Source organism: Floccifex porci, assembly GCF_009696175.1.
GTDB lineage: Bacteria > Bacillota_I > Bacilli_A > Erysipelotrichales > Erysipelotrichaceae > Floccifex > Floccifex porci.
The window spans coordinates 1-25471 of the sequence record NZ_VUMM01000019.1; the positions used below are offsets into that span (position 1 = coordinate 1).

General features: G+C 31.8%; 28 protein-coding genes. 19 read left to right on the forward strand and 9 right to left on the reverse strand.

The window, feature by feature from the left end:
- Window positions 1-200 (forward strand): hypothetical protein (locus tag FYJ50_RS10580; RefSeq protein WP_205946485.1); only part of this gene is annotated, 200 nt, incomplete at its 5' end.
- Between the two features lie 65 nt (window positions 201-265).
- Here FYJ50_RS10580 and FYJ50_RS08190 read toward each other — a convergent pair.
- From FYJ50_RS08190 to FYJ50_RS08200, 3 genes are all read right to left on the reverse strand, one after another.
- A complete protein-coding gene (locus FYJ50_RS08190) occupies window positions 266-1177 on the reverse strand; it encodes a calcium/sodium antiporter (protein ID WP_154460904.1) in 912 nt (303 codons plus the stop codon).
- A 123-nt stretch (window positions 1178-1300) separates the two neighbouring features.
- Window positions 1301-2158 (reverse strand): YihY/virulence factor BrkB family protein, encoded by an 858-nt coding sequence (locus FYJ50_RS08195; protein WP_154460906.1) that lies wholly within the window; start codon window positions 2156-2158, stop codon window positions 1301-1303.
- Window positions 2159-2200: 42 nt separating this feature from the next.
- The gene (locus FYJ50_RS08200; RefSeq protein ID WP_154460908.1) at window positions 2201-2836 is read right to left on the reverse strand and encodes an HAD family hydrolase; all 636 of its coding nucleotides are present in this window, start codon (window positions 2834-2836) and stop codon (window positions 2201-2203) included.
- 48 nt (window positions 2837-2884) lie between these two features.
- Between FYJ50_RS08200 and FYJ50_RS08205 the strand changes: the two genes are divergently transcribed.
- Window positions 2885-3223, forward strand: coding sequence for a cupin domain-containing protein (locus FYJ50_RS08205; RefSeq protein WP_154460910.1), 339 nt, complete (start codon window positions 2885-2887; stop codon window positions 3221-3223).
- Window positions 3224-3232: 9 nt separating this feature from the next.
- On the opposite strand, the gene udp is transcribed toward FYJ50_RS08205, so the two are convergent.
- A complete protein-coding gene (udp, locus tag FYJ50_RS08210; protein WP_154460912.1) occupies window positions 3233-4006 on the reverse strand; it encodes a uridine phosphorylase in 774 nt (257 codons plus the stop codon).
- A gap of 81 nt (window positions 4007-4087) precedes the next feature.
- On the opposite strand from udp, the gene FYJ50_RS08215 reads away from it, so the two are divergent.
- A complete protein-coding gene (locus tag FYJ50_RS08215; RefSeq protein ID WP_154460914.1) occupies window positions 4088-5380 on the forward strand; it encodes a M17 family metallopeptidase in 1293 nt (430 codons plus the stop codon).
- Window positions 5381-5545: 165 nt separating this feature from the next.
- On the opposite strand, the gene FYJ50_RS08220 is transcribed toward FYJ50_RS08215, so the two are convergent.
- A complete protein-coding gene (locus tag FYJ50_RS08220) occupies window positions 5546-5917 on the reverse strand; it encodes an ATP-binding cassette domain-containing protein (RefSeq protein ID WP_205946486.1) in 372 nt (123 codons plus the stop codon).
- Between the two features lie 219 nt (window positions 5918-6136).
- On the opposite strand from FYJ50_RS08220, the gene FYJ50_RS08225 reads away from it, so the two are divergent.
- From FYJ50_RS08225 to FYJ50_RS08240, 4 genes are all read left to right on the forward strand, one after another.
- Entirely contained in the window at window positions 6137-7174 is a 1038-nt protein-coding gene (locus tag FYJ50_RS08225) for a PTS sugar transporter subunit IIC (protein ID WP_154460916.1), read from the forward strand.
- Between the two features lie 53 nt (window positions 7175-7227).
- Window positions 7228-7941, forward strand: a complete 714-nt coding sequence (locus FYJ50_RS08230; protein ID WP_154460918.1) for an NAD-dependent protein deacylase — start codon at window positions 7228-7230, stop codon at window positions 7939-7941.
- Complete coding sequence (locus FYJ50_RS08235) at window positions 7938-8468, forward strand: NUDIX hydrolase (protein WP_154460920.1); 531 nt, start codon at window positions 7938-7940, stop codon at window positions 8466-8468. Before FYJ50_RS08230 ends, FYJ50_RS08235 begins: the two co-directional genes overlap by 4 nt.
- Before the next feature lie 75 nt (window positions 8469-8543).
- Window positions 8544-9566, forward strand: coding sequence for a branched-chain amino acid aminotransferase (locus FYJ50_RS08240; protein ID WP_154460922.1), 1023 nt, complete (start codon window positions 8544-8546; stop codon window positions 9564-9566).
- 9 nt (window positions 9567-9575) lie between these two features.
- On the opposite strand, the gene FYJ50_RS08245 is transcribed toward FYJ50_RS08240, so the two are convergent.
- A complete protein-coding gene (locus FYJ50_RS08245; protein WP_154460924.1) occupies window positions 9576-11396 on the reverse strand; it encodes an MSCRAMM family protein in 1821 nt (606 codons plus the stop codon).
- Between the two features lie 163 nt (window positions 11397-11559).
- Here FYJ50_RS08245 and FYJ50_RS08250 point away from each other — a divergent pair, with 163 nt between their 5' ends.
- A complete protein-coding gene (locus tag FYJ50_RS08250) occupies window positions 11560-12801 on the forward strand; it encodes a hypothetical protein (protein WP_154460926.1) in 1242 nt (413 codons plus the stop codon).
- On the opposite strand, the gene FYJ50_RS08255 is transcribed toward FYJ50_RS08250, so the two are convergent.
- Window positions 12796-13335, reverse strand: a complete 540-nt coding sequence (locus tag FYJ50_RS08255) for a hypothetical protein (protein ID WP_154460928.1) — start codon at window positions 13333-13335, stop codon at window positions 12796-12798. The two genes, FYJ50_RS08250 and FYJ50_RS08255, sit on opposite strands and share 6 nt — an antisense overlap.
- Window positions 13336-13404: 69 nt before the next feature.
- On the opposite strand from FYJ50_RS08255, the gene FYJ50_RS08260 reads away from it, so the two are divergent.
- The 10 genes from FYJ50_RS08260 to FYJ50_RS08305 are packed head-to-tail and all read left to right on the forward strand — an operon-like array spanning window position 13405 to window position 22573.
- Window positions 13405-14355 carry an FHA domain-containing protein gene (locus tag FYJ50_RS08260; protein WP_154460930.1) on the forward strand — a complete coding sequence of 317 codons (951 nt, stop codon included), beginning with the start codon at window positions 13405-13407 and terminating at the stop codon, window positions 14353-14355.
- Window positions 14352-15707 carry a protein kinase domain-containing protein gene (locus FYJ50_RS08265; protein ID WP_154460932.1) on the forward strand — a complete coding sequence of 452 codons (1356 nt, stop codon included), beginning with the start codon at window positions 14352-14354 and terminating at the stop codon, window positions 15705-15707. The genes FYJ50_RS08260 and FYJ50_RS08265 overlap by 4 nt, the downstream gene beginning before the upstream one ends.
- A gap of 3 nt (window positions 15708-15710) precedes the next feature.
- The gene (locus FYJ50_RS08270) at window positions 15711-17399 is read left to right on the forward strand and encodes a hypothetical protein (RefSeq protein ID WP_154460934.1); all 1689 of its coding nucleotides are present in this window, start codon (window positions 15711-15713) and stop codon (window positions 17397-17399) included.
- The gene (locus FYJ50_RS08275; RefSeq protein ID WP_154460935.1) at window positions 17368-20514 is read left to right on the forward strand and encodes an FtsK/SpoIIIE domain-containing protein; all 3147 of its coding nucleotides are present in this window, start codon (window positions 17368-17370) and stop codon (window positions 20512-20514) included. The genes FYJ50_RS08270 and FYJ50_RS08275 overlap by 32 nt, the downstream gene beginning before the upstream one ends.
- Before the next feature lie 4 nt (window positions 20515-20518).
- Entirely contained in the window at window positions 20519-20755 is a 237-nt protein-coding gene (locus FYJ50_RS08280; RefSeq protein WP_154460937.1) for a hypothetical protein, read from the forward strand.
- Between the two features lie 14 nt (window positions 20756-20769).
- Entirely contained in the window at window positions 20770-21063 is a 294-nt protein-coding gene (locus FYJ50_RS08285; protein WP_154460939.1) for a WXG100 family type VII secretion target, read from the forward strand.
- 11 nt (window positions 21064-21074) lie between these two features.
- Entirely contained in the window at window positions 21075-21359 is a 285-nt protein-coding gene (locus FYJ50_RS08290) for a WXG100 family type VII secretion target (protein ID WP_154460941.1), read from the forward strand.
- 22 nt (window positions 21360-21381) lie between these two features.
- Window positions 21382-21522, forward strand: coding sequence for a hypothetical protein (locus tag FYJ50_RS08295; protein ID WP_154460943.1), 141 nt, complete (start codon window positions 21382-21384; stop codon window positions 21520-21522).
- Complete coding sequence (locus FYJ50_RS08300; protein ID WP_154460945.1) at window positions 21512-22291, forward strand: hypothetical protein; 780 nt, start codon at window positions 21512-21514, stop codon at window positions 22289-22291. The genes FYJ50_RS08295 and FYJ50_RS08300 overlap by 11 nt, the downstream gene beginning before the upstream one ends.
- Before the next feature lie 9 nt (window positions 22292-22300).
- Window positions 22301-22573: a DUF4176 domain-containing protein gene (locus FYJ50_RS08305; protein WP_154460947.1), complete on the forward strand. Its 273-nt coding sequence runs from the start codon at window positions 22301-22303 to the stop codon at window positions 22571-22573.
- 6 nt (window positions 22574-22579) lie between these two features.
- Here the strand turns inward: FYJ50_RS08305 and FYJ50_RS08310 are convergent, their stop codons facing one another.
- Together FYJ50_RS08310 and FYJ50_RS08315 are read right to left on the reverse strand one after the other, a co-directional pair.
- Window positions 22580-23476 carry a peptidylprolyl isomerase gene (locus tag FYJ50_RS08310; protein WP_235900954.1) on the reverse strand — a complete coding sequence of 299 codons (897 nt, stop codon included), beginning with the start codon at window positions 23474-23476 and terminating at the stop codon, window positions 22580-22582.
- Window positions 23469-24521: a peptidylprolyl isomerase gene (locus tag FYJ50_RS08315; RefSeq protein WP_154460949.1), complete on the reverse strand. Its 1053-nt coding sequence runs from the start codon at window positions 24519-24521 to the stop codon at window positions 23469-23471. The genes FYJ50_RS08310 and FYJ50_RS08315 overlap by 8 nt, the downstream gene beginning before the upstream one ends.
- A 133-nt stretch (window positions 24522-24654) precedes the next feature.
- Here FYJ50_RS08315 and sufC point away from each other — a divergent pair, with 133 nt between their 5' ends.
- Window positions 24655-25470 (forward strand): Fe-S cluster assembly ATPase SufC, encoded by an 816-nt coding sequence (gene sufC, locus FYJ50_RS08320; protein WP_154460951.1) that lies wholly within the window; start codon window positions 24655-24657, stop codon window positions 25468-25470.
- Window position 25471 lies beyond the last annotated feature (1 nt).

Below are 25471 nucleotides of genomic sequence, written 5' to 3' on the forward strand. Positions count from 1 at the left end.
AAAAAAGATTGAATGGTAAAACATGTGGACAAGTACGAAAAGAATCTTTAGAACAAAAGGAATTTACACAATATCCAATTATTCCATCAGTAAGATATGTAAGATACTGGAATGAAATTGAATCAAAAAAGAAACATCAAAAAGAAATGATTATAGAAGAAATAAAAAACAACCCAAACCAAAGTGGAATGGGTTGTTGATCGATGAGATTTTTAAATATTTCCCATGTCTACTTGACTAGGGTTGTATCATGGCTCTATCCTTTTTATAATAAATAAAGAAAATACAATCCATAACAAACTAACATTAAAATACCACTTTTCTTATTTAAGCCATTGTTTTTGTATGCATAAATCCATAATACAATACCAGTTAAAATACAAATAAATGTATCAATTAAAAATGAAGACTGAAAAGGAATCGGTGTTAATAAAGAAGTAAATCCTAAGATAAATAAGATATTAAAGATATTACTTCCTACAATGTTTCCAATCGCAATACCTGCATTTCCTTTTCGAGTAGCCATAAAACTAGTGAACAATTCAGGTAAAGAAGTTCCCAATGACACAATAGTTAAACCAATAAATTTTTCGTCTACACCTAGATATAAAGCAATTTCAGTGGCACTTTCAACAACAAATTGACTTCCCAGTAAAATAAATGCCAGACCTAGAATGATAAATATTAATATTTTGAAAATAGACTTCGATGGTTTCTGTTCTTCTTCTTTTTTAGAATGTGTATATAAATAAATTAAATAAACAATAAACCAGATTAGAAAAATGAAACCTTCAAACCATGATAAAGAAGCATCCGTATATCCAAAAACCATTAATAAAGCTGTGCTGAAAATCATAAATGGAATGTCTTTTTTGGTTGTCGATTTTTCAATGGGAATAAAAGCAATGAGAGAGCAAATACCCAATATAATTAAAATATTTAATATATTGCTTCCAACAATATTTCCAATGGATAAATCGGCACTGTTTTCTAGAGCCGAGCGAATACTGACAGCTGCTTCTGGTGCACTAGTTCCCATGGCAACTATAGTTAAGCCAATAATGAGTTGCGGAATATGTAAATATCTGGCAAATTCACTGGCTCCATCTACAAATAGGTCCGATCCCTTTGTTAGTAAAATAAAACCTAAAAGTAAGAGTAAAAATTCAATAATCATTGTGTTCTCCTTTCTAAAGTAGCAAAAAAGGCAAGACTCTTGTTATTTCAACAAAAGTCTTGCCTCTTCGTTATATACCGGATTTTCATCGTATTGACGATATATAATCACAAAATGTGTTGGCTACTCCCTTTTTCTTTCTTTTATTCTATCACAAATTATTTGAATCCATGCATTAATTTGCGCAAAAGTAAGAAAAAATGTCATACACCATTGTAACCAGATCATCATAAAGACAATATTCGATAAAACACCATATGTTAAAGAAAAATGTGTAGAATGGTCAATGAAATATGAATAAATATTCGAAAACAATATCCAGGACAAAGCAGTTGCACAAGCTCCTGGTATTTGATAAATGAAGTTTAATCGTTTTCCAGGAAGGATAATATATAGTATGGCAATCATAATTGTAATAATCGTAAAGGAAATCAGATTCTTAAAATGAATGACGCTGGCAAAATCCACAATGAATTTTGGATAATATTTTTCTAGAAACAGACTGATTTTTCCACCATATACCAGTATCAATAAACTGAATACGATTAATAACATTAATAATAAAGTATTAAATATGGATTGTAATCGAAGACGAATGTAATTACGTCTGTCTTCAGTTTTATGAATAGAGTTCAATCCTAAAGTTAAAGCATATGTACTTTTACTGGCTGCATATAAACAGGTAATTGTAGATATGGAAGCAATGGGTACAGTGGATTGACTTTGTATATCTTTAAAAAAAACGGTAGCATATTCATTGATCGGCCTTGGTAAATTTGCATTGATCATTTGAATAAAAGTGGATTGTTCTAAAGGCAGGACAGTTTTCAAAATTGTGATAAGAAGCATCATAAAAGGAACGGCAGATATAATTAAGAAAAATGCCGTTTGGGTAGCGTATAGACCAATCTGATCTTCTTTATATTTATTTAAAAAACGATTAATAGATGTTTCTATAAATAATTTTATTTCTTTTTTCATAAAGAAATTGTAGATAATTCTAAAATAGATGTCAAAAATTTCTTATAAAATTGTTAAGACATCCAATAAATTCGATAAAATATAGTTACATTTCTTTTTATGATCAAAATCAGGTTCTATCATATCCGGTATACAGATTACAGAGCAGCCTGCCTGAAATGCTGCATCAATACCTGTTTCACTGTCTTCTAAGACAATGGCCTGATTTGGTTCACAATGTATTTTTTTGCAGGCTTCTAAAAAGATTTCAGGATGAGGTTTTCCATTTTTAACCTGATCTCCGCATATAAAATCATTGAAATAATGATCGATATGCTGTCCTTTTAAAATATTTAAAGCTCGGTTTTTATAGGAGCTGGTAGCTAAAATGATTGTGTAAGAATGTTCCTTTAAATATTCTAATAAAGGAATACAACCTATTTTTAAGCAAGGTTTATGAATCAGTTCCTGGTCCAATATTATATGTGTCTGTTCCCAGAATAAATCAAATGGAAAAGAAGAACCAAAATCTTTTTTAAATTGTTCCTGAGCAAATTCTTTTCGTTTACCTAATAAAGAAATATACATTTCTTTTGTATAACGATATCCGATTTGACATAAATAGTCTTTATATATATGAAAAGTAATGTTTTCACTATCAATTAATAATCCATCCATATCAAAAATTATATTTTTCATCTGATTGTCCTCCAAATATCAGTATAATATAAATAAGGAGGAAACACTATGAAAATTATGGATGTAGAAATGTTTGGAGGACCTGGAAAGGCCCATTTTGAACACGTTTTAACAGCCGATGAAATGCATGGGATGAATCGTGTTTATGCAAGAGTGACATTAAAACCGGGATGTGCTGTAGGATATCATGTTCATCAGGGAGATGGAGAAGATTATTTTATTCTTTCTGGTCAGGCAACCTTAGATGACAATCACGAAAGGGAATTGATTTTAAATCCTGGAGATCATTTCTTCACTCCTTCTTCAAGAGGACATTCCATTACAAATAATGGAAAAGAAGATCTGGTATTTATGGCTCTGATTATTTATGATGAACAGAAAAAGTAGACTTCATGTCTACTTTTCTTGTTCAATTAATTCTTTAATGGCTTCAATGGCAACTTTAATTGGGATATTTACATCATGTACCTGTGGATTTGGCAAACCTTTCTTTTCTCGTTCCTGATTGGCAATGACCAGACATATCGATCCACAGCGAACTTTTAAATAGTTGGCTACAACAAATAAAGTGGAAGACTCCATTTCTGAACCTTTGCATCCCAATCGATTCCAGGCATCCCATTTTTGCAGCAGCTGATCATGATTTGGTAAATCTTCAGGTTTATGCTGACCATAAAAAGCATCTTTACAATGGACAACACCCACATGATAAGATTGCTTTAATTTTTTGGCTGCATGAACTAAAGCTGATGTCACTTCAAAATCACTTACGGCAGGATATTCAACAGGAGCATATTCTTTTGAAGTTCCTTCCTGTCGAATGGCACCATTGGCAATAATGACATCACCACTTTTTACATTGATGTCCATGCCTCCACAAGTTCCAACTCGTATAAAGGTTTTTGCCCCGCAGGCAACCAGCTCTTCCATTGCGATAGAAGCACTAGCTCCACCAATTCCAGTTGAAGTCACACTGACCTTTGTCCCGTTTAAAGTTCCTGTATAGGTCACAAATTCTCTGGAATCTGCAACCAGAACAGGGTCATCAAAATATTGAGCAATAATTGAACATCTTTTTGGATCTCCAGGAAGAAGAACATATTCTCCAATATCGGATGGTTTTGTCTGAATATGATATTGTTTACCGGACCCTTCTGTATAATCAATCATGGTTTCACCTCTAATAAAAGTATAAAGCAAATTCAGAATGTTTTCAATTTGTGATAAAATATCCATTAGGAGGCATTCTATATGGAAAAAAATATTTTAATCGCATTAAAAGAAAATGAAGATTTTCCATCCTTTTTAAAAGAAAAACATTTAATTGTAGATGCAGATCTTTCATATGGAAAAATCACAACAATCTATCCATTCCATGTATTTCCAGTTGAAAAAATATATATTTTAGGATTAGGAAAAGGGGATCGTATTAAAGAAGCATTCATTACTTTTTCAAAAACAATTAAAGAAGATGTATATGTTTATGTAGATGAAACTACAGCCTATCCGGCAAGTTTAGGATTATATTATGGGGCGTACCAGTATAAAAATAAAGAGACTCGAGATTATGAATTTTCAGACTGTAAAGAACTGGTGGAAAAAGGAAAAGTAATGGCTGAACAAATTAATTATGCCCGTTATTTATCGGATTGTCCCAGAAATATTTTAACACCGTTGAGATTTAAAGAAGAAGCCGTTGGGACAAGTAAACAGTATCATTTAGAATGTGAAGTATTATCAAATGATGAATTAAAAGAAATGAAAGCTAATTCTATTTTAGCCGTTAATTCAGGATCTAAATTTCCTGCTTATCTGATTAAATTAAAATACAATGGAAACAAGGATCAGCCTTATACAGCTTTAGTAGGAAAAGGATTAACGTTTGATTCTGGTGGATACAGCCTGAAAAAAGATATGTCAGGCATGAAATATGATATGTGTGGAGCTGCCAATGTTTTAGCAATCCTTCGTATATTAGCTTTGATGAAGGCAAAAATAAACTGTATGGCTATTTTATGTATTACTGAAAATATGATCGGCCCGGATGCCTATACAGTGGATGATGTGATTGTATCTTTAAATGGAAAAACCATTGAAGTAACAAATACGGATGCAGAAGGAAGACTAGCATTAATTGATGGAATTACTTATGCCCAAAGAGACAATGTGAATCGTATCATTGATATGGCAACATTAACAGGAGCCTGTGCCAATGCATTAGGTGAAAATTATACAGGAGCCTTTACAAATGATGAAGCTTTTTTACAAGAATTAAAAGAAGCATGTAAAGATACAAAAGAAAAAATTTGGCAAATGCCTTTGGATGAAGATTTCCATAAACAGATTCGAAATTCAAAAGTAGCGGATCTAACCAATGCACAAGTTGGTAAAAAAGCAGGTGCCAGTCTGGCGGCAGCTTTTTTGGAAGAATTCATTGAAGAAAATGTTTCCTGGATCCATCTGGATATAGCAGCAACCAGTACAAAAGAAAAAGAAGCTACAGGAGTTTTAATTGAATCCATTGTGCATATGCTGCAAAAATAGGAATAATTAAATAAAGACAAGAGTTTTCTGATTTTGTCCGATTGTTTCACTCTTGTCTTTTTTATTTTATATGTTATTTAATCATAAAGATAATTTAGGTAATTCAAATTCTTGATTGCAGGCTTTGGTAACATCTAAAGAATGACTTACAATGATGATACATTTTCACTCATCAGCAAGCTGCCTAAAAATATCCATGATTTCTTTTTGTGTCTGTGAGCCCAGATTTCTGGTTGGTTCATCTGTATCCAATCCAACGCTTTTTAAAAGTTCTGCTGCTTTTAATAACAATCTTTGATGCCAGCTATTTATAGAAAGAATTACATTTTCTAATGCAGTGAATTTTGTAATCAGATTAAAGCTTTGAAAGATTACCCCGATATATTGATTGCGAAACTGATATTTGTTGATGGTTTTAATATCTTTTCCATCGTAATAAATAGAACCACTATCGGATTGAGCAAGCTCAGTTAAAACAGAAAGAAGCGTAGTTTTTCCAGCTCCAGATTTACCGACAATACATTTTTCCTTTCTCAAAATCAAAATATATATCCTTGAGAACTTGTTTTTTATTGTATGAGAAACATATGTTCTTTATTGTTAGATTGTCCGAAATATTGACATAGTATCATATATTGTTTAATCCTAAATCCAGACTAAATGACTTTAAATTTAAGAAAGTTTTATTTTATATATACAATTTTTTATTTTTGTGTTATCATCTGTAAAGTCTAGTGACAAGACAGTGGAGGATGTATGAAAGAATTTTTAAAAAAGAAAAATGTAATTATATCTTGGAAGCGTTATGGAATCGATGCTTTAAGTGCTATGGCACAAGGTTTATTTGCTTCTTTGCTGATTGGTACAATCATTTCTACGTTGGGAAGTCAATTTGGAATTGAAACACTTGTAACAATTGGAAATTATGCCAAGGCAGCTACAGGAGCCAGTATGGCTATAGCCATTGGTTTTGCCTTGCAATGTCCACCTTTAGTGTTGTTTTCATTGGCCAGTGTAGGTATGGCTACCAATGAATTAGGGGGAGCCGGAGGACCTTTAGCGGTCTTGCTGATTGCCATTGTGGCTGCTGAATTCGGAAAAGTTGTTTCAAAAGAAACAAAAGTGGATATTATTGTGACACCTTTTGTAACAATTGCCGTTGGGATATTTTTGGCCATGATTTTTGCTCCTGTAATTGGAAAAGCGGCTAGCAGTGTAGGACAGGCAATTATGTGGGCTACCGAACTGCAACCATTTTTAATGGGAATCATTGTTTCTGTCGTGGTTGGAATTGCTTTAACCCTTCCAATCAGTTCAGCCGCAATTTGTGCTGCTCTATCTTTAACAGGACTAGCCGGAGGAGCAGCCGTAGCAGGGTGCTGTGCCCAGATGATTGGATTTGCGGTAATGTCGTTTAAAGAAAATAAATGGGGAGGTCTTTTTGCCCAGGGAATTGGTACTTCAATGCTGCAGATGCCAAACATCATGAAAAATCCTAAAATATGGTTGCCACCCATTATTGCTTCCGCAATTACAGGACCTGTGACAACTTGCCTGTTTAAGATGGAAATGAATGGGGCAGCGGTTTCATCCGGAATGGGAACCTGTGGATTAGTCGGACAGATAGGCGTTTATACAGGATGGCTTGCAGATGGAATACAAATTACAGCCGTACATTGGATTGGATTGATACTGATTAGCTTCGTTTTACCTGGTATCATTTGCTGGCTGCTTGGTATCTTCTTTAGAAAAATAGGATGGATCAAAGAGAATGATCTAAAACTGGATTTATAGACTGTTGTGCAAACAGTCTTTTTTCGTATTATAATAAAAACGAGGTGAGACGTATGTTAAAAAAATGGATTGAAGAAAGTCAAAATATTGTATTTTTTGGAGGAGCAGGTGTTTCAACAGAAAGTCAGATTCCTGATTTTCGAAGTGATAATGGATTGTATAAGAAAAAATATCGTTATCCTGCTGAAGTAATGTTATCGCATTCTTTTTATGAATCTAATCCGAAAGAATTTTTTGAATTTTATTTTAATCAGATGATATATAAAGATGCATTGCCCAACAAGGCTCATCTGGCTTTGGCCGAATTGGAAAAGATGGGAAAACTTAAGGCGGTGGTAACCCAGAATATTGACGGACTGCATCAGAAAGCAGGTTCTAAAACGGTCTATGAGTTGCACGGGTCTGTACTTAGAAATTATTGTCAGCAATGTCATTCTTTCTATACTTTAGATCAGATTTTATCTTATCGAGATAAAGATGGTATCCCTCGTTGTCCAAAATGCAATCATATCATCAAACCAGATGTTGTTTTATATGAAGAAGGGTTAGATGACACAACGGTTTATAATGCAATCAAAGCCATTTCAAATGCTGATTTATTAATAGTAGGAGGAACCAGTTTAGCGGTATATCCGGCAGCGGGTCTGATTCAGTATTTTAATGGAAATCATCTTGTACTAATTAATAAAGATAATACACCATTAGATGACCAGGCCGATCTTGTGATTCATGATTCCATTGGAAAAGTATTAGGTGAAGCGGTATGAAAGAAAAAACTTTAAAATCTCAGATCCTTTATGAAGGTAAAATATTGAATGTATATAAAGATAAGGTTGAACTGGAAAATGGCAAAGAAGATATTCGTGAATATGTTCATAATGATGGAGGAGTGTGTGTTCTGGCATTAACCGAAAATCAGGAGATCATTTTTGTCAAACAGTTTCGATATCCTTTTAAAGAAGTTTTATATGAAATACCAGGAGGACGTAAAGAAAAAGAAGAATCTTTTATTCAGACAGGTTCTCGTGAACTAAAAGAAGAGACTGGATATGTATCACAGGATGTAAATTATTTTGGTTATTTGTATCCAACTGTTGCTTATTGTTCAGAAGTGATTCATATGGTTCTGGCAAAGAATTGTCATTATGAAAAACAATGTTTGGATGAAGGAGAGTTTGTTGAAGTGGAACTTATACCTGTTTCTAAAGTAAAAGAGATGATTTTAAAGAATGAAATCAAAGATGCAAAAACTTTGGTGGCTTTATTGAAATATTTTTCTTTTTATGAAAATTAGTTTCAATATTTTCATTGAAAAGAATGTAAAGTAAGAATATAATAACAAATAGAATTCGAGAGTGGAGGCGTATTTATGACTAAAGAAATCGATTGGAATAATCTTGGATTTGGATATGTTAAAACAGATTATCGTTATGTTTCCAATTATAAAGATGGAAGCTGGGATGAAGGGACATTGACTACAGATGATCAGATCACAATGAGTGAATGTGCCTGTGTACTTCAATATGCACAAACATGTTTTGAAGGTTTAAAAGCTTATACAACAGCAAATGGAGATATTGTTGTATTTAGACCGGATCTAAACGCAGAACGTTTACAGTCTTCCTGTGCGGGATTAGAAATCCCAGTAGTACCAAAAGAAAAATTTTTAGATGCCATTCATCAGGTTGTAAAGGCAAATAAAGATTTTGTTCCTCCTTATGGAACAGGAGCTACTTTATACATTCGTCCATATGTATTTGGTAAAAATGCAGTCATTGGTGTAAAACCGGCTGATGAATATGAATTCCGTGTATTTGTTACACCAGTAGGGCCTTATTTTAAAGGAGGAGTAAAACCTATCACAATTCGTGTCAGTGATGTAGACCGTGCAGCACCTAGAGGAACCGGAAATATTAAAGCGGGATTAAATTATGCGATGAGTTTACATAATATCGTAGATGCTCACAATAAAGGATTTGACGAAAATATGTATTTAGATCCACAGACACGTACAAAAGTTGAAGAAACCGGAGGAGCAAACTTCCTGTTTGTCACAAAAGATGGAACGGTTGTTACCCCAAAATCAAATAGTATTTTACCTTCTATTACACGTCGTTCTTTATTATATGTAGCACAGCACTATTGTGGATTAAAGGTCGAAGAAAGAGAAGTTTACTTTGATGAAGTAAAAGACTTTGCGGAATGTGGATTGTGTGGCACAGCAGCTGTTATTTCTCCAGTTGGAAAAATTGTAGATCATGGAAAAGAAATTCTATTCCCAAGCGGAATGGAAGAAATGGGACCTGTTATTTCAAAATTAAGAGAAACTTTAACAGGTATTCAAATGGGTACAATTGAAGCACCAGAAGGTTGGATCCAGGTAATTAAATAAGAAGGATGGTTAAATCCTTCTTATTTTTCTTATAAATAAAACAATCAAAAGGAAAGATACCGATGAGATAGCGATATAAAAACCTGTATGCAGGTCAAAACCTGTTAGCGGAACGATTATTTTCTGATCTTTCATAATGATTTCATCTGTATCTTCATTTACAGTGAAATGAATATCTTCTGCTTTCTGGTATCCATCAGGTGCTTTTAATTCACATAAAGTATATTCTTCATTCAGAATCAGATTTTTAATTGTGTGTGGATCTGTATCAGAAATCCATGTTTCGATTTCATTTCCATCTTTGTCCAGAATCGATAAAGTGGCTCCTTTTACAGGCTGATTGTTTTCATCTGTTTTTTTGATGTCAATGTCTTTTGTTTTTAGATTAACCATAGTAATGCATTGACTTTTATCAGCAATAAACTGAATATCTTCACCTTTTATATAAGAAGGCAAAGCCTGTTCTTCATGTAAAGTATAAGTCTGATTCCATTTTAAATTAGATATTGGATGAATGGTTTCATATCCGTATTCATCTATATGATAAGTAATTCCATCTATCTTGTACAGGATACCTTCCTCTGTAACAATAAAATTATCAAAAGATTCTTTATTTTTCAGTCTTTCTGTCTCTTCTTTAGACAAATCAACAATTTTTTTGCCTGTAATCCATTCATCAATCACTTCTCCATCTGAATTTAAAACCTGTAAATGTACATCACGTACTGGATTTTTGAACTGATCGCTTTTATACACAAAAATCTGATGATTGATCAGATGAATCTGCTTTAAAGAGTCTATATTCTTAATGGTAAAGGAAATGGGATCACTGCAGATATAACCTTCGGCTGCTTGTTCTTCAATTAAAGTATAAGTCTGGTTTTTTAATAAATTGGATACAACATAACTTTGATTTTCACTGATCCACTTATCAACTGTATTTCCACTTTCGTCTACAATTTTTAAAGATGTACCTGGAATATAATTTCCACTTTCATCTACTTTATGAATTTGTGCTTTACCTGTGGCAATGGAAACATTTATTTTTACATTATTGGGAATGGATTTTTCTAGAGAAAGGACATTTTGAGAAGTATTTGAAATATAGACTGTAGAAGAAAGGGCTTCATCTGAAGAATAAAAACAATCAAAAGATAATGAACCTTCCGGATTGTCTCCTGGTTCTAACCATACTGTCAGAGAATTTCCTTCTTTCAGATAATGTATACCATTGTTTTCTTTTTCAATATAGTGTTCAAAAACGTTGGATGAATCCAGTAAAGTGATTGAATTCTCTTTGCCATATCCATCAAGTAAAACATCATTTGTTTCAAAACAGACAGGTGTTTTCATAATCTGAATATTCTGATTCACCTGATCCATTTTAGCTTGTATATCGCTGTGATAAGTAAAGTTTGATACACTTTGATCCAGCAGTTTCCATAATAAGATCTGACAAGCCAGATCCATTTCATTGGATGGATCCTTTTGAATCCCAAGTGCATAGATCCATCCCGCTTCCTGACACAGTGAAGGAGAATAGATACTTTCCATAGACATTGCCTGATAGTCACTGGCACCATTTAATGCACTTACATTAGGTTCTACGCAATGAACCGCTTTACTTCCAATGTGAATCTGTCCATACAGATCAATAATCTGATTTCCTGTCACATTGTCTGTGTAATAAACTTTCCATTTTTCAGGCACTGTTTGTGGACTGCTTCCATAAGGGTAGGTTACCTGAATACTTGTTTGTCCATATATTGATGATGGAAACAGGCACAAACAGAATAAGATTGATAATAAAATGTGTTTGAATTTTTTCATTCTGACACCTCCTATTAGTATTTATTCGTATAAAATTTAAAAAAGGAAAAAGAAATATTCAAAAATAGAAAGTATAAAGTATAAAAGTTGATTTTTTAAGAAAAATACAATAAAGTTATATTAAATAATACATTTGAGAGTATAATGATTAAAGGTAGGTATTATGTGGAAGTATTATAGTAAAACACATCTAAAAATAATTGGAATTACATTTGCGATAGGACTTGCGATTATGATGGTTACATTTTCCCAGAGTCAGGGAATTTATGCCGAAATTTTTCCCGAAGAAATTGTAGATTTTATGTATTCAAATGTTGTGGTCACTTATCTGTTGGGTGGTTTTTCTTTAGCTGGTTTAGCTAATGCGATATTATTGATTCAATATATTATGAAAAAATGGGCTTTTGGGATTTTTATTATTCTTGCGGTTCTGATTTTATCTCCGGATGTAATATCTGTTGTAGGTGTTTTCAGTCTGATTCCGAGTGTCATTTTTTCAATTTATGGATTATATACTTTAAATAAATCAAATAAAGAAATCCTTCAAAAAGAAGGGATGACTTCTGAAAAGGATGTTTTAGATATTTATAAACAAAGACATAATCTTCTGGAAGAATATAAGTCATTTGCTCAGATGTGTCGAAAAAATGTTCAAAAAATATCAGCTATTTATGCTTTAGGAGTCATTGCGGTTATTTTTGTTTTATTATTCATGAGCAATCTGATTTTGATTGTGATAGCGATTTTCTTCTTTACATATACATTTAATATGCTGGCAAGATACCGGGTTTCCAGTTTTTTACCAATCACAAGCTTATTATATGAAAAATGCGATCCTGAAGCGTGTGCATCTGCAATTCTTTATTATTCTATGCAGAATAATCGTTTTAATCTAACAAATCAAACGTTATTTGCACAATGTCTTCTTTATATGGATGATGCAGACCTCGCAAAGAAAGCACTAGCAACTTTCCCTTTAAAAGATGAAGCAAGTATTCTTTCTTATTATTCCATTATGGCTTATGTATATTATCTTTTAAAAGATGAGGATAAATTAAATGAGTGTAAACAGGAAGCTGGAAAAGTTCGTTTAAATATGGGAGCTGTGGGAGTGAATATTCAATCTCAGGATATCGCATCCATTCAGAATAAAATTGATCTGATGAATGGCGACTTTAATACATGTCGTAAATATTATTTACAAGCTTTCCAAAGAGCTCAATTTCCATTTCAGAAAGTGGATGCAGCTTATTATATTGGATTGATTTCCTTTGTAGAAGAAGATTATGTCGTTGCAAAAACGTATCTGGAAAAAGTTATTCAGATAGGAAATAAGATGCATTTTGTATCAAAAGCAGAACATTATCTTTCAAAAATTAATGATATGAATTTAGAAGAATCATAGTGGATTCTTCTTTTTATTTGTCCAGATAAACAAGAATATATTCATTCCATATGTAAAAAAGATTTCACAGATTGATGTGATATGATCTAAAACCAGCATAATAAATAGACTGATCATTAGAATCATTAAAAAAATAAAACATTCTTTTTGATATATAAAATAATATTTTGAAAAAATATATATCCATTCTATGATAAAACCTATAATACAGATTCCTGCAATCCATACATGTAAATTATTCGTCCAGTTTTTTAAGCCATCCTGGTATGGAAATACGATTGAAATAGTCATACCAATATGAATTAAAGCATGAAGAAATGAATGATAAGGAAGCTTACAGGAATCAAAAATAATCTTTGAATAATAATACAGACCAAAAACAGAACTGATTGTCCATAAACATAAATAAAAAGGATGACCTAAGACATTTCCTATGTAGGTCTGATTATAAACAAATACATCTGTATAATAAAATGCCATGAAGTTTACGAGTAATTCAATCAATAAAATATGTACCCATTTAAAATATTTCATATAAAAATTTTATCGAAATTTTATCGTTTTTCAATAATTAATCGAATATATATAATGGAGGGTAGCTAAATGCAAGATTGGATACATGAACTGTATAGAGATTCAAACAATATTCTTGTTGAGTTAAATAAAAAAGAATGTCTCGACATTGAAATCTTTCAAAGAATGGCAAATGATTGTTTCTGTCTGCAATGTGTTCTGCAGGATAAAGAAAAGGCAAGAATTCTTTACTCGATTCAAAACAAAGTATCTTTACATGATTTTATAAGCCAATATGTATTTGAAAAAGAAGAAGGATACCAGTTTCTGATTCATTTAATGGAAAGTGCAATTGCCATCAATCGAAATAAACCGGTCTATTTTCATCCAAAAGCTATATTTTTAGATGAACATGGAGAAAATTTTTATTTTATGGTGATTCCAATTTCTTTACAGGAATGGATGTTTACCACAAATCAGATTAAAGAATGGATTGAATATCTTTATAAAAATATACAAACAACCACTGCCTTCGAAATACCAGGATATTTGATTCGTTTTCTAAACTGTAAAGAATTTTCTCTTCCTAATCTGATACTGGGTTTAAAGAATCTTCAGCAGTTGTACCATCCAAAACGATTTTCTTTCTTGAAAAAGAAAAAAGAATCTTCTTTTCGTGTACAGGAAGCCATTCATCCACTTTATATTGAAGAAATAAAAGAAGAAGTATCGGATAATCAGACTCGAATTTTAGGCATGACAATGGAAGAGAAGGCATATGTAGAAATACATCGTAAGATGTATGAATTAAGTGAAACGACTTTAATTGGACGATCTTTTGGATGTGACATTCAGCTTAAAGAAGAAGAGGTATCTTTAACGCATTGTAAAATTGTATGTGAGAATCATCGTTATTATATACAGGATTTAAAAAGTTCAAATGGGACCTTTTTAAATGGAAAACGTGTACAAAGAAAAATGCGTCTGAAGGATGGTATGGAAATTCAAATTGCGAATGTTAAATTTGTATTTCATCAATGATGAATAATCGATATGTTTCTATCTGTACACTAAAAGTAAATGATTTTTCTCGCTGTGATATCGTTCAGGATCAATTTACAGGAAGAAACTGTATCAGTAAAACAGTTCTTTTAAATTCCGATCCCGTTTATATTCACCAGTTTCGTATGGAAATTCAGGTATTATCTTTGATACAGCATCCTTTTATGCCTCAAATTATAGATGTATATGAAACAAAGGATTCTCTTGTACTGATTGAAAATAAGATTCCTGGAATCTCTTTAAATCAATGGAAACAGGAACATCCAGTATTAAAATATTTAATTCGAGATTATTTGCTGATACAGGCTATGAATCGATTTGAATATTTACATTCTCTTGATATTTTATACATTGATATCAAAGAAGAAAATTTCATGATACATCGTAATCATCTCTATTTAATTGATTTTAATTCCTGCACTTACAATCATTCCAGTTATGTTTCTTTTGCATCCTATTCTAATGCATCTCCAGAATTAAAAAACACAGAATCCAAAGATAGAACCAGTGATATTTATGCGTTTGGTACATTCATGAAAACGTTCTATTTTACGAATCCTTTCATCATACGCACTTGTTTAAATAAAGAATCAAAAAAACGATTTTCATCTTTTTCAAGTTTAAAAATAGCCTTTATTATAAGAAAATTCATAACAATTCTAATTTCTATATTTCTGTCTGCTATACTTTTATTTGTTGTGAATCAAAGAAAGGAGGACATTCTTTTACAGGCTTATTTAAAAGATCCTCAAAATCAGATTTTGTTTCTAAATGCTTATGAGAAAGATTTAAAGAAACAGAAAGGAAATCAGACTGAAAAAATTCAAATGAATTTATACCAGTGGATCGAAAAAGGATTTATAAAAGACTGTTTAAAAAATTCAAAGATCAGTTACTATTTAATGAAACAGGCGATTCTTTCTCAAAATGATATGTACTGTCAATATTTTCTGGAAAACATACCAGAAGATATTTTAAATCAATATCCAGAAACCGTTTCTTTTATGAGACAGATCAAAAGGTTATCCGCATCTTTTGCCCAGAAATATTTAGTGTATGTATATGAAAGTAAAGACATTGATTTATTGTCTGTTTATATGTCGTTACTCATTTCCAGTCAGATTATTCTGGATGATTGTGAACTTCTATATAAGATCAATTGTGAGATTAAAGAAGATCAGGTGGAATTTGAACCATGTGCCATTCAATATCTGCAATATTGTCTGTTCTTAATAAGTGAAGATCATCCATGCCCTCCCATTCCTGGTTTATATCAGAAATCAGATCAATTTCAGATACACCAATTAATTCAATACATCGAAAGGATATAAATTATGTTACCTCCTATTAATCCATTTATAACTTTTATTAATGACAATCAGACCATAACCATACAGTGCAATCCGATTGTAGACTGTTCGCAAAGCACTTTTATCTATGAACAGGAAGAATTGGATTCTTTAAGTTTTACTTTACAGAATGAAGGAAGTACTTATCTTGTATATTGCTTAAAAGACAAAGATGGAAATATATTAGAAGAAAATCAAAAAGAGTTTTTTCTGGATACTACAGCCCCAGAAATTAAGGTATCTATAGATGATTTTTATATCGATTCTGAATTTGTATTATGGGATGAATGTACCCTGCAGATTGATATAGAAGATGCTTCGAAGGCAGAAACAAAATTGTATGTAGATGGTCAAAGTGTAGATTTTCAAAATGAATTGTTTGTGACAAAAGAAAATAAGGAAATATGTATTGAATGTTGTGATGAATATAACAATAAAAGTAAAAAGATTCTGAAAATTGATTCACAGCCAATATCCATTACAAGCAATATTCAAACGGAATATACGACACAAAGTGAAATTGTTTTCGATTCCAGCATCGAATGGGATTTCTTAGAGATTGAAGAATATCTGGATGGAGAAAAAATCGATACGATAAAACAGGGGACAACCTTTGATAAGACAGGTTTTTATCAATTTATTCTTAGAGATACAAGATATCCTTATTTAGTAAAAGAAGTACAGTCCTTTACTTTTACAAACCAGCTTCCCTCTGTTGTTTTGCCAGATTCTTATGTGACAAATCAGAACCAGATTTTACAGTATGAAATAAATTGTCCTTATTTTAAAAGTGGAAACCTTATGGTGAATGGACAATATTATTCATTAGAAGATACGATATCATTTGAAGCCAATGATGATGAAAAAAGAATCTATCAGCTGCAGATAACAGTGCAGGATCTGTTTGATCAGACGGTATTTGAACAAAGAGAGTATGTAATTGATCGTCGACATTTGAATTTTGATTTCTTTTTCAACAATACAAGTGTAGAAAAAGAACAGATTTATTTTACTACCTGTATAAATTATGACATTCAATTAAATAAAGAAGCAGAAGTAACAGTAAAACAATGGATCGAAAATCAGCCAATCTATACAGATCTGTATACATCCTTACAATTATTAAAACCTAATCAGACATTGGTCTGTCAAATCTGTTTGGAGGATGGATTGAATGAACCTGTAAACAGACAATATATTTTTTATAAATTGAATGAAGTTATAGAAGTCAGTGAAACAGAATCAAAACCACTTAAACGAATCTGGAGCGTAAAAGAGGACAAAGTTCTTCTAAAAGAAGAAAAAGAAGAAATTATGCCTGTATGCAAGATTCTTGTGAATGGCCAAGAAACAGATAAAGCTTCTTTTTTCGATACCATTCAAATTGTATTTTTAAAGGATCCATCCAATTATCTGAAGATGGTTAAGATCAATGGAAAAGAAATATCAATGGACAAGTTTAAAACGAATTCATTATCTCAATTTGTTTATGAGTTTAAGGCGATTCAGCCTTCCTATAAAATAAATGTGATAATGGAAAACTCTATGAAAAAAGAAAATCAAAAAGATAGTGAAATAAAAGTAAGTCAAAAATGGTTAATGATATTTATCATTCCTATATTGTTTCTAATAAAAAAACTTTATGAAAAGAATTCAAATATATCATCAGAATAAATGTGAATGTATATGTTTTGAAAAACAGATTGAATATGCGAATTTTCGACTGATAGAACAGGAAAATAAAGTCTATATTTGTTTAGACAATCAAAAAATGATCTGTCTTAAACCTGTAAGATATAAAGAATATGTATTTATTCCTGTACCCATTCGAACATTTTCTATCTGTACTATTAAGAATCAGTTTATCGTTGGAAGAGATAAAAATTGCAATTGTCAGATTAATGATTTAGATATATCCAGTATTCATTTTTCAATTGAAAAAAAAGAAGATCATTTCTATCTGAAAGATGAGAAAAGTACAAATGGTGTCTATGTAAATGGATCAAAAGTAAATCAAATTCGTTTAAAAGATGGAGACGAGATATGGATCACAAAATATCAATTCTTTTATTTTGGATGTTATCTAATGGTTCCTATAGAACAGAAAAAGGAAGAATTAAAAAGTCATTGTATGCAAATAGAACCAGTAAAAAAAGAAAGAAAACAGGTTCTAAAAATTGAAAGAAAGCCAATTGTACCAGAATCATATATATGGGAAAACGCACCCGTTAAGACACCTTTATTTCAATCGATTGGTTCTTCCTTTATGATTTTAACATCTTCTTTACTATCGTTTCTTATTTTGTATTTTATGCATCCAGAACAAAAGAATCAGCTGATTGCCACATTTTTTATGTCTTGTTCCATGGCTGTTGGATTTCTGTTTTTTGGTTTATACAATCGTAAACAATCGTTTCAGAATTCAATGAAACAGATTCAATTTAAAGAACACCAATATTTTGATTATTTAAATATGTTATATGAATCGATAAAAGAAAAAGAACAGAAAATCAATGTTCTTTTAGAAGAACAGTTTAATGATTTTATGTCTCATCAATATCAATTTGATGATGTATTAGTCGATTATTCCCATCAAAAATATTCTTATTTTCAATTGAAAGAGCCTCCTTTTCAATATTTAAATTCTGATATGGATAAAAATATAAAAAAATGGATTCAAATGCATGAAATCCGTGTGCAGATACCCATTTATCTGAAACAGATCAAAGCCCTCCAGTTAACAAATTCTATAAATGGATGGATGCAGGTACTATGCGAATGTCAAAACGATCTGAAATATGTACTGGTTGGAAATTCATTTAAAGAGTGTTATTTTTTATCTCATCCAAAATGTATGGAAGAAGGATATCGTTTATGGATATTTGATGAAAAAAGTAAACAGCTTTTTCAGAAGCGAAAAAAGGAAAATCAGAATTATTTATATATTTTTGATTCAACCATCTGCATAGATACAGTCTATAAACCTTCTTTCCATTATCAGTTCAATTATTCAATTTATCAGAAAGATTGTTTATCCACAGGAACTGAAAAAAATATTTCTTTTAAGGAAAGAAAGAATACGGTTCAGCTGGAAGTGGAATTGGGTATGGATGAACAAGGGGAAAAAATTATTCTAAATCTGGATGAAACAAAAGATGGAGTACATGGACTGATTGCTGGAACAACAGGATCTGGAAAGTCAGAATTGTTGTATACGATTCTGATACAGCTGGCGATGAATAACAGTTGTTCACTTTTTCAATTTGTATTGATTGATTTTAAAGGAGGAGCTTTTTCCCAGTCATTTGAAGACTTTCCTCATTGTGTGGCAACTATTACCAATTTAGACCGTGATTTAGATCGCTTTCTGGTTTTGATGAATTGCCTTATAGATACTCGTCAGAAACAATTAAAACATGCTGGTGTGAATCATATTAATGTTTACAATTTAAAAAAGAATCGTAAAATGAGTCATTTGATGATTGTGATCGATGAATTTGCTCAATTAAAAGAACAAGCAAGGCAAGCTATGGCATCTATAAAGGAAATGGCACGTATTGGAAGATCTTTAGGAATTCATCTGATTTTATCAACCCAGAAACCAATGGGAATTATTGATGAACAGATTTGGGCCAATACTTCCTTTCATATCTGTATGAAAGTGAATTCGAAACAGGATTCTATGGAAGTTCTGCACAATGATTTTGCGTATCATTTAAAAGAACCTGGACAATTTATCCTGCAAAGACAGTCTTGTGTAAAGGGGCATAGTTTTTATTTAAATGAAAAAGAAATGATATATCAGTTTGTGAATGATTATGATGAAGTTTTATATGAAAAAAAAGAAACAGAAACAAAGTTTGAACGTCTAAAACAGAAAATATTGTCCTATCCTGAATCAAGAGTGGAACTGTTCTTACCAGTTTTATCTAAGTATCCTTTTCAAAATGAACTTCTGGTCTATGAAGATATAAAAGATGTGAAACAAATTCCCTTTGATCTGTATCATGGTCAATCTTTATATATACTAACGGATGATTTTTCCTGGATTCCACAAATTTTCTTTTATTTTAAAGATCCTGTATTTACTTATAAACTATCCATCCCTTATACAGATCGAGATTTTAAAGATATGAAGGCTTTATTTGAATGTACTTTTATTAAAGAACCATTCACATTGATCGTTCTGGCAGATTCAGAATTTTTAGAAAATGTCGAATCCTTTCAGAAAAAGAATATACGTTTGATTGTACTGACAAAAAATCCTATTCATTTCAATACAGGAGTGAATCGATTTAAATGCTGCTGGAATGTTCATTCTAATGAATATATAAAAACTTTTTTTACTAAGTCACATCTATGCAATGAAAACTGGATCGAAATCCAGAATGAATTGTATCCATTTCAGTTTCAGAAAAGAGACCCTTTCTATCAGAAAAAGAAAAAAGTTCATTTTGAATCTCATGTATATCTGGGAATTTGTCAAAAAGAGTGGGTGTATTGGGATACTAGAAGAAAACTGTTGATTGTATATGCGCAAAAGAGTTTAGAGAAAGATATAAAAGACAAGATAAAGGATTGGCCTTGTCTAGATAAAATTCAAATGATTCATATTCCATCATCCATAGCTTTTTTTCAGTCCCAGGAATATATTTTGAATCAGTATGAATGGGATATATTATGGTTTGGTCCAGGATACCTGGAATATGGATTCTATATAAAAAGAAAGAATATACCTGCTTCTTTTCTTATGTTCTGGGATGAAAGAAAAGCTTATAGTCTGGAGTGATAATATGAAAAAATATTTATTACATATTAAAGTACTGCCTCATCCTTATGTTCATGATATATGGATGAATAGTCAGGGAAATGTAGGAAGTTTTATCAAAGATATTTCGGGAAAATGGTTATGCGAAAGATATACGTTTGATCATTTCCTGTTTCATGTAGAGAACCGTAGAATATTAGACAATCAGAAAACCTGGCAAGAAAACTTTGTTTGTACAGGAGATCATCTTATTTTAGTATAGGAGAATAAATAATTATGAGAATAAGTGTAAATTATGAACAATTAATGCAGCAAAGTCAATGTTTATATGTTAAAGCAGATGAGTATCATCAGATTATCGAATCCATTCAACAAAGAATTCATGGAATGGCATCTATCTGGCAGGGAGAAGACCATTTAATGTTTGTATCTAAATTTGATGAACTATATCCAAAATTAAACCAGATGACACAGGTATTAGAAGAATATGCTTCTTTATTACAGAAAAGTGCATCGATGTATCAGCAAATTCAACAGGATCGCATTGCCCAGGCTCGTATGCTGGGATAGAGAGGATAATTATGTTACAGATTTCATATGAAGATGTAAGTCAGTATGCGAATCAGATGAGTGCTTTAAAATTACAGATGATGGATACATTTTCGCAAATTCAAATGCAGATGAATTCAATAATGGATATATGGAATTCACCGGCTTCTATAAAATTTCAGGAAGAGTTTCAATTACTGGTTCCTGCGTTTTCCTCATTTGTAGAAATAATGGAATTGTATGCACAATTCTTATCACAGACGGCATTCACTTATAAAGAAAATGAAGAGATGTTAACAAGTGCTATCGGATCCTAGAATAACGTATTATCAGGAATTATTGTACACCCTCACACAGATTAAAAATAATCTTTCTTCTTTAACAGGAAGTTTTCAGGAAGAAGAAATTCTCCTTTCCAGAATCAATCAACTGGCAGCTCTGATTTATTTACAGATCGAGGAAGTTCAACATGAAGATTGAAACAAATCTGATTAGACAAATGGCAAATCAGCTGCTATCACAAATTCAGTCCCTTTCTTTTAATAATTCACAATTGTTTACAAATCATCAGAAGATAATAAATGATATATATAATCTATCAAATTATTTTAGTGTGTCCTGTAATCGATGGGAAGAAAACGAAGATGTATTGGTTCAAACATCTAAAGGAAAATTGAATTATTCTCATAATGAAACAGGAAATGCATTAGGGTGGTTATTTAAGAAAAACAATTCTCTAACTTTTTCACAGACAATTCAATATCAATATGGAAATGCAGCTCTTTCCTATAAAGCATTAAAAGGCAATATTAGTGCTTTAAAATTGTATGCAAATGGAAAAATCCAATGTCGATTATGGAAAGACAAACAATTTTATCCGTCTTTACAAATTGTGGCAAAAGCAGATGCTTCCTTATTGTCCGCAAATGCTAATTTACGTTTAGGAAATGATAAGATCTATGCCAGGGCAAATGCGAATGGCTGGCTGGGGGTCTGTTATGCCAATGCCAAAGCAGTATTAAATCCAGGGGAACAAAGTCTTTCTTTAGGGGCAGGTGCATCTTTTCTAAAAGGATCGGTGAGCTGTTCTTTCCATTTTTTATCAGCCAGTATCACGCTAAGTGGAACCGGGTCCATTGGAAGTGTGGAAGCCAATTTAGAATACAGTCATAAAAATAGAGAATGGGAGTTTGGCTCTAAGCTGGGATTTATTTGTGGATTGGGATTTAAAGTAAAAGTCAATTATTAGGAGGTTAAGATGAAAGAATATTTACCCATTGGAAGCGTTGTAACTTTAAAAAATACAAAGAAAAGAATTATGATCGTGGGGCGTTTACAGAATCTGATTCATCAGGATGAAGTTTACGATTATGCCGCTGTACTGTATCCGGAAGGATTGATTGATAGTGAACATTTTTATTTATTTAATCAGGAAGATATAGACTGTTTATTTTACATCGGCCTTCAGGATAATGAAGAATTTAATTTCCGTTATACTTTACTGGAAAAATCAAAGGAGCTTAAAAAATAAGCTCCTTTATTCATCTTCTTCTGATAATTCTGGATAATCCAATAAATATTCAGGATTATTGACTTTTAAATAATCGAAAATTGTCTGATCGTATATTTTTAAATCGTATTTTGTGAAGTAATATACCCACATTTCTTTTTCAAAATTTTCACCAGCTGAAATGGTTTCTTCATATTTTGAAAGATTTTTATCATAATCCTTGTCTGAAACAATGGCTACATAAGAATAAGTCGTACCATCATCCATTGTGAATACTTCATCAATAACTCCAGTATCTTTAGTTTTATAAGCCTGATTGATCAGACGAGTTGGAATATCTGTATTTAATGTTGTACAGACAATTTCTTCATTAGAGAAGCTTGAATCTGCACTGGTATAAGTATCATAAACTTCCTGAAGCTCTTTTCCATCTTTTAAAGCGTCGATGGCTTTCTGTGCGGTTTTATCATCATCACATTTTAAGATAGTCACAATAGAAGGTTTATATGTTTTTTGGATTTCTTTCTTATTGTCCTTAAAATATTGAGTCTGCAAACGGTTTCCCTGCTGTTCAGGAATGAGGACGGTATTAATATAATCATCTTTATCTTCATATCCCATTTGTTTTAACTGATCTTCAAAATCGGAATAATCACTGGCAAGATCATCATAACTTTCCTGTGCTGCTTTTCGGATATCATCATCCATTCCGATAACTTCATCATATACTGCATTTTTCGCAAGCTGAAGTGTTAAAGCTCCACCATTAGATGCTTTGATTAAATTATATTCATCCTGTTTTGTATAAGTGGTAGATCCTACTGTAAATAAAGTATCTTTTCCATTCTGAATACTGGCCTGTGCTCCAGAGCATCCACATAAACCAATTAACAGAAGACAAGAAGCCCATTTCATTTTATTCATCTTCACCATCTCCTTCTGTTTTTAATTGACTGGAAATATAATTTTCGATTTTCTTTTTCGTATTCTCATCTTTGTAAGTAATATCCAATTTTGATGCATAGGATTCAATGGATTCCATTTCCAGTGTACTATTGGCAGATAGGAAAGCACTAACAAGAGAATCCCTGACATCTTCATTATCAGAATTTAATAATTTCTTTAAACTTGTTTCATTTACATAAACTTTATACATCATTGTTGAACCAGAACTTGTGGTAACGGAAATCCAATCGGATGTTTCTCCTTTTTTCAGATCCTGTGCTTGGCTGGCAACTTCATTTGGAAGTCCAGTTCCATAATAAGAATAAGTGGTACTTGTAACATCGGTTGAATCTGTATATCCATAGAAACCTTTATTATTTGCTGTAGATGTATCTTCAGAAAATTCAGTTGCCGCTTTTCCAAAGCTTTCTTCTTTTATTTCTTTATCTACATTATCCATTTTCTTTTGTTCTTCATCACTGATGTTTTCAGAATCGGTAACGGAAATAGAAATAATGGAAACGGTTCTTGGATTTCTTTGTTCCACTGCTTCTTTATATGTATCAAAGTTTTTTATAACAAATTCGGTATTCATCTGTTTTTCTTTTACACTGGTCATACAGAAATCAAAGCAGGCATCTTCCCCTTCAAAACCATAATTTGCCAGTTCCTGAGATAAATTTACTTCATAGTTTTCTCCATATTGAGATTCAAAATTAGAACGGATAGTAGATTCCAATTCTTTTGCTTTTTCTTCTAATTCCTTAGAATCCGATACAGTTTCGTTGATAACTGCTTTTTTATACATCTGGTATAACAAGGATGAATCAAATTGTGCTTCTTCCTCATAAAATTCATCTGCACTAATATTATCATTGGCTGCACTTGCCAGTAATTCCTGTCCATCTGCTTTTTTACCAGATACATTATATCGATTCATATCGAAAATAAAATAGGTTACAAAAGATAGAATGACAATCGCAATTACTACCACAAACCAATTGGATTTTAGTAGTTCAATCATAGTAGACCTCCTATATGTATAATCTTTTCAATTATAATCAAATTCGTCTAAAAATGCAATGAAACCAAAGTGTTAAATAATTGAGAATCTTATTGTTTTCTGTTAAACTATTTCAGTGAAAAGAGGAATAAATATGGCAGAACTAATCATTAAAGATTTACATGTATCAGTCAATGATATAGAAATATTAAAAGGAATTGATTTAACTGTACGTTCCAATGAAAGACATGCATTAATGGGGCCCAATGGAAATGGGAAATCAACATTGCTTCAGGCCATTATGGGAAACCCTAAATATATTGTGACAAAAGGAAGCATTACATTTGATGGACAGGATGTATTGTCTATGGAAGTAGATGAAAGATCAAAAGTCGGATTGTTTTTAGGTATGCAGTACCCAAGTGAAATATCAGGGGTAACTAACTCTGATTTTTTAAGAAGTGCAATCAACGCAAGAAGAGAAAAACCAATTTCTTTATTTAAATTTATTAAAGAAATGGATAAAGCCATTAAGCAACTGGATATGAAACCTGATTTGGCACACCGTTTTTTAAATGATGGATTTTCGGGTGGGGAAAAGAAACGTAATGAAATTGTTCAAATGATGATGCTTAAGCCACAGATTGCGATGCTGGATGAAATTGACAGTGGTTTAGACGTAGATGCTTTACGTATCGTTTCTGATGCCATCAATGAATGCCAGAAAGAAAATGGTATGGGATTGCTGATCGTATCTCATTATGCCCGTTTTTATGATTATCTAAAACCAACACATGCACATATTTTAGTGGATGGAAAAATTGTTCTATCTTCAGATGCAAGCCTTGTTGAAAAAGTAGATACGATGGGTTACGAATGGATCGAACAGGAACTTAACATTACTTTAAAGAAAGAAGAAAAGAAAGCACCTTTATCTTTAGGAAGCTGTGGTGCAAAGAAGGTGGCTTAAT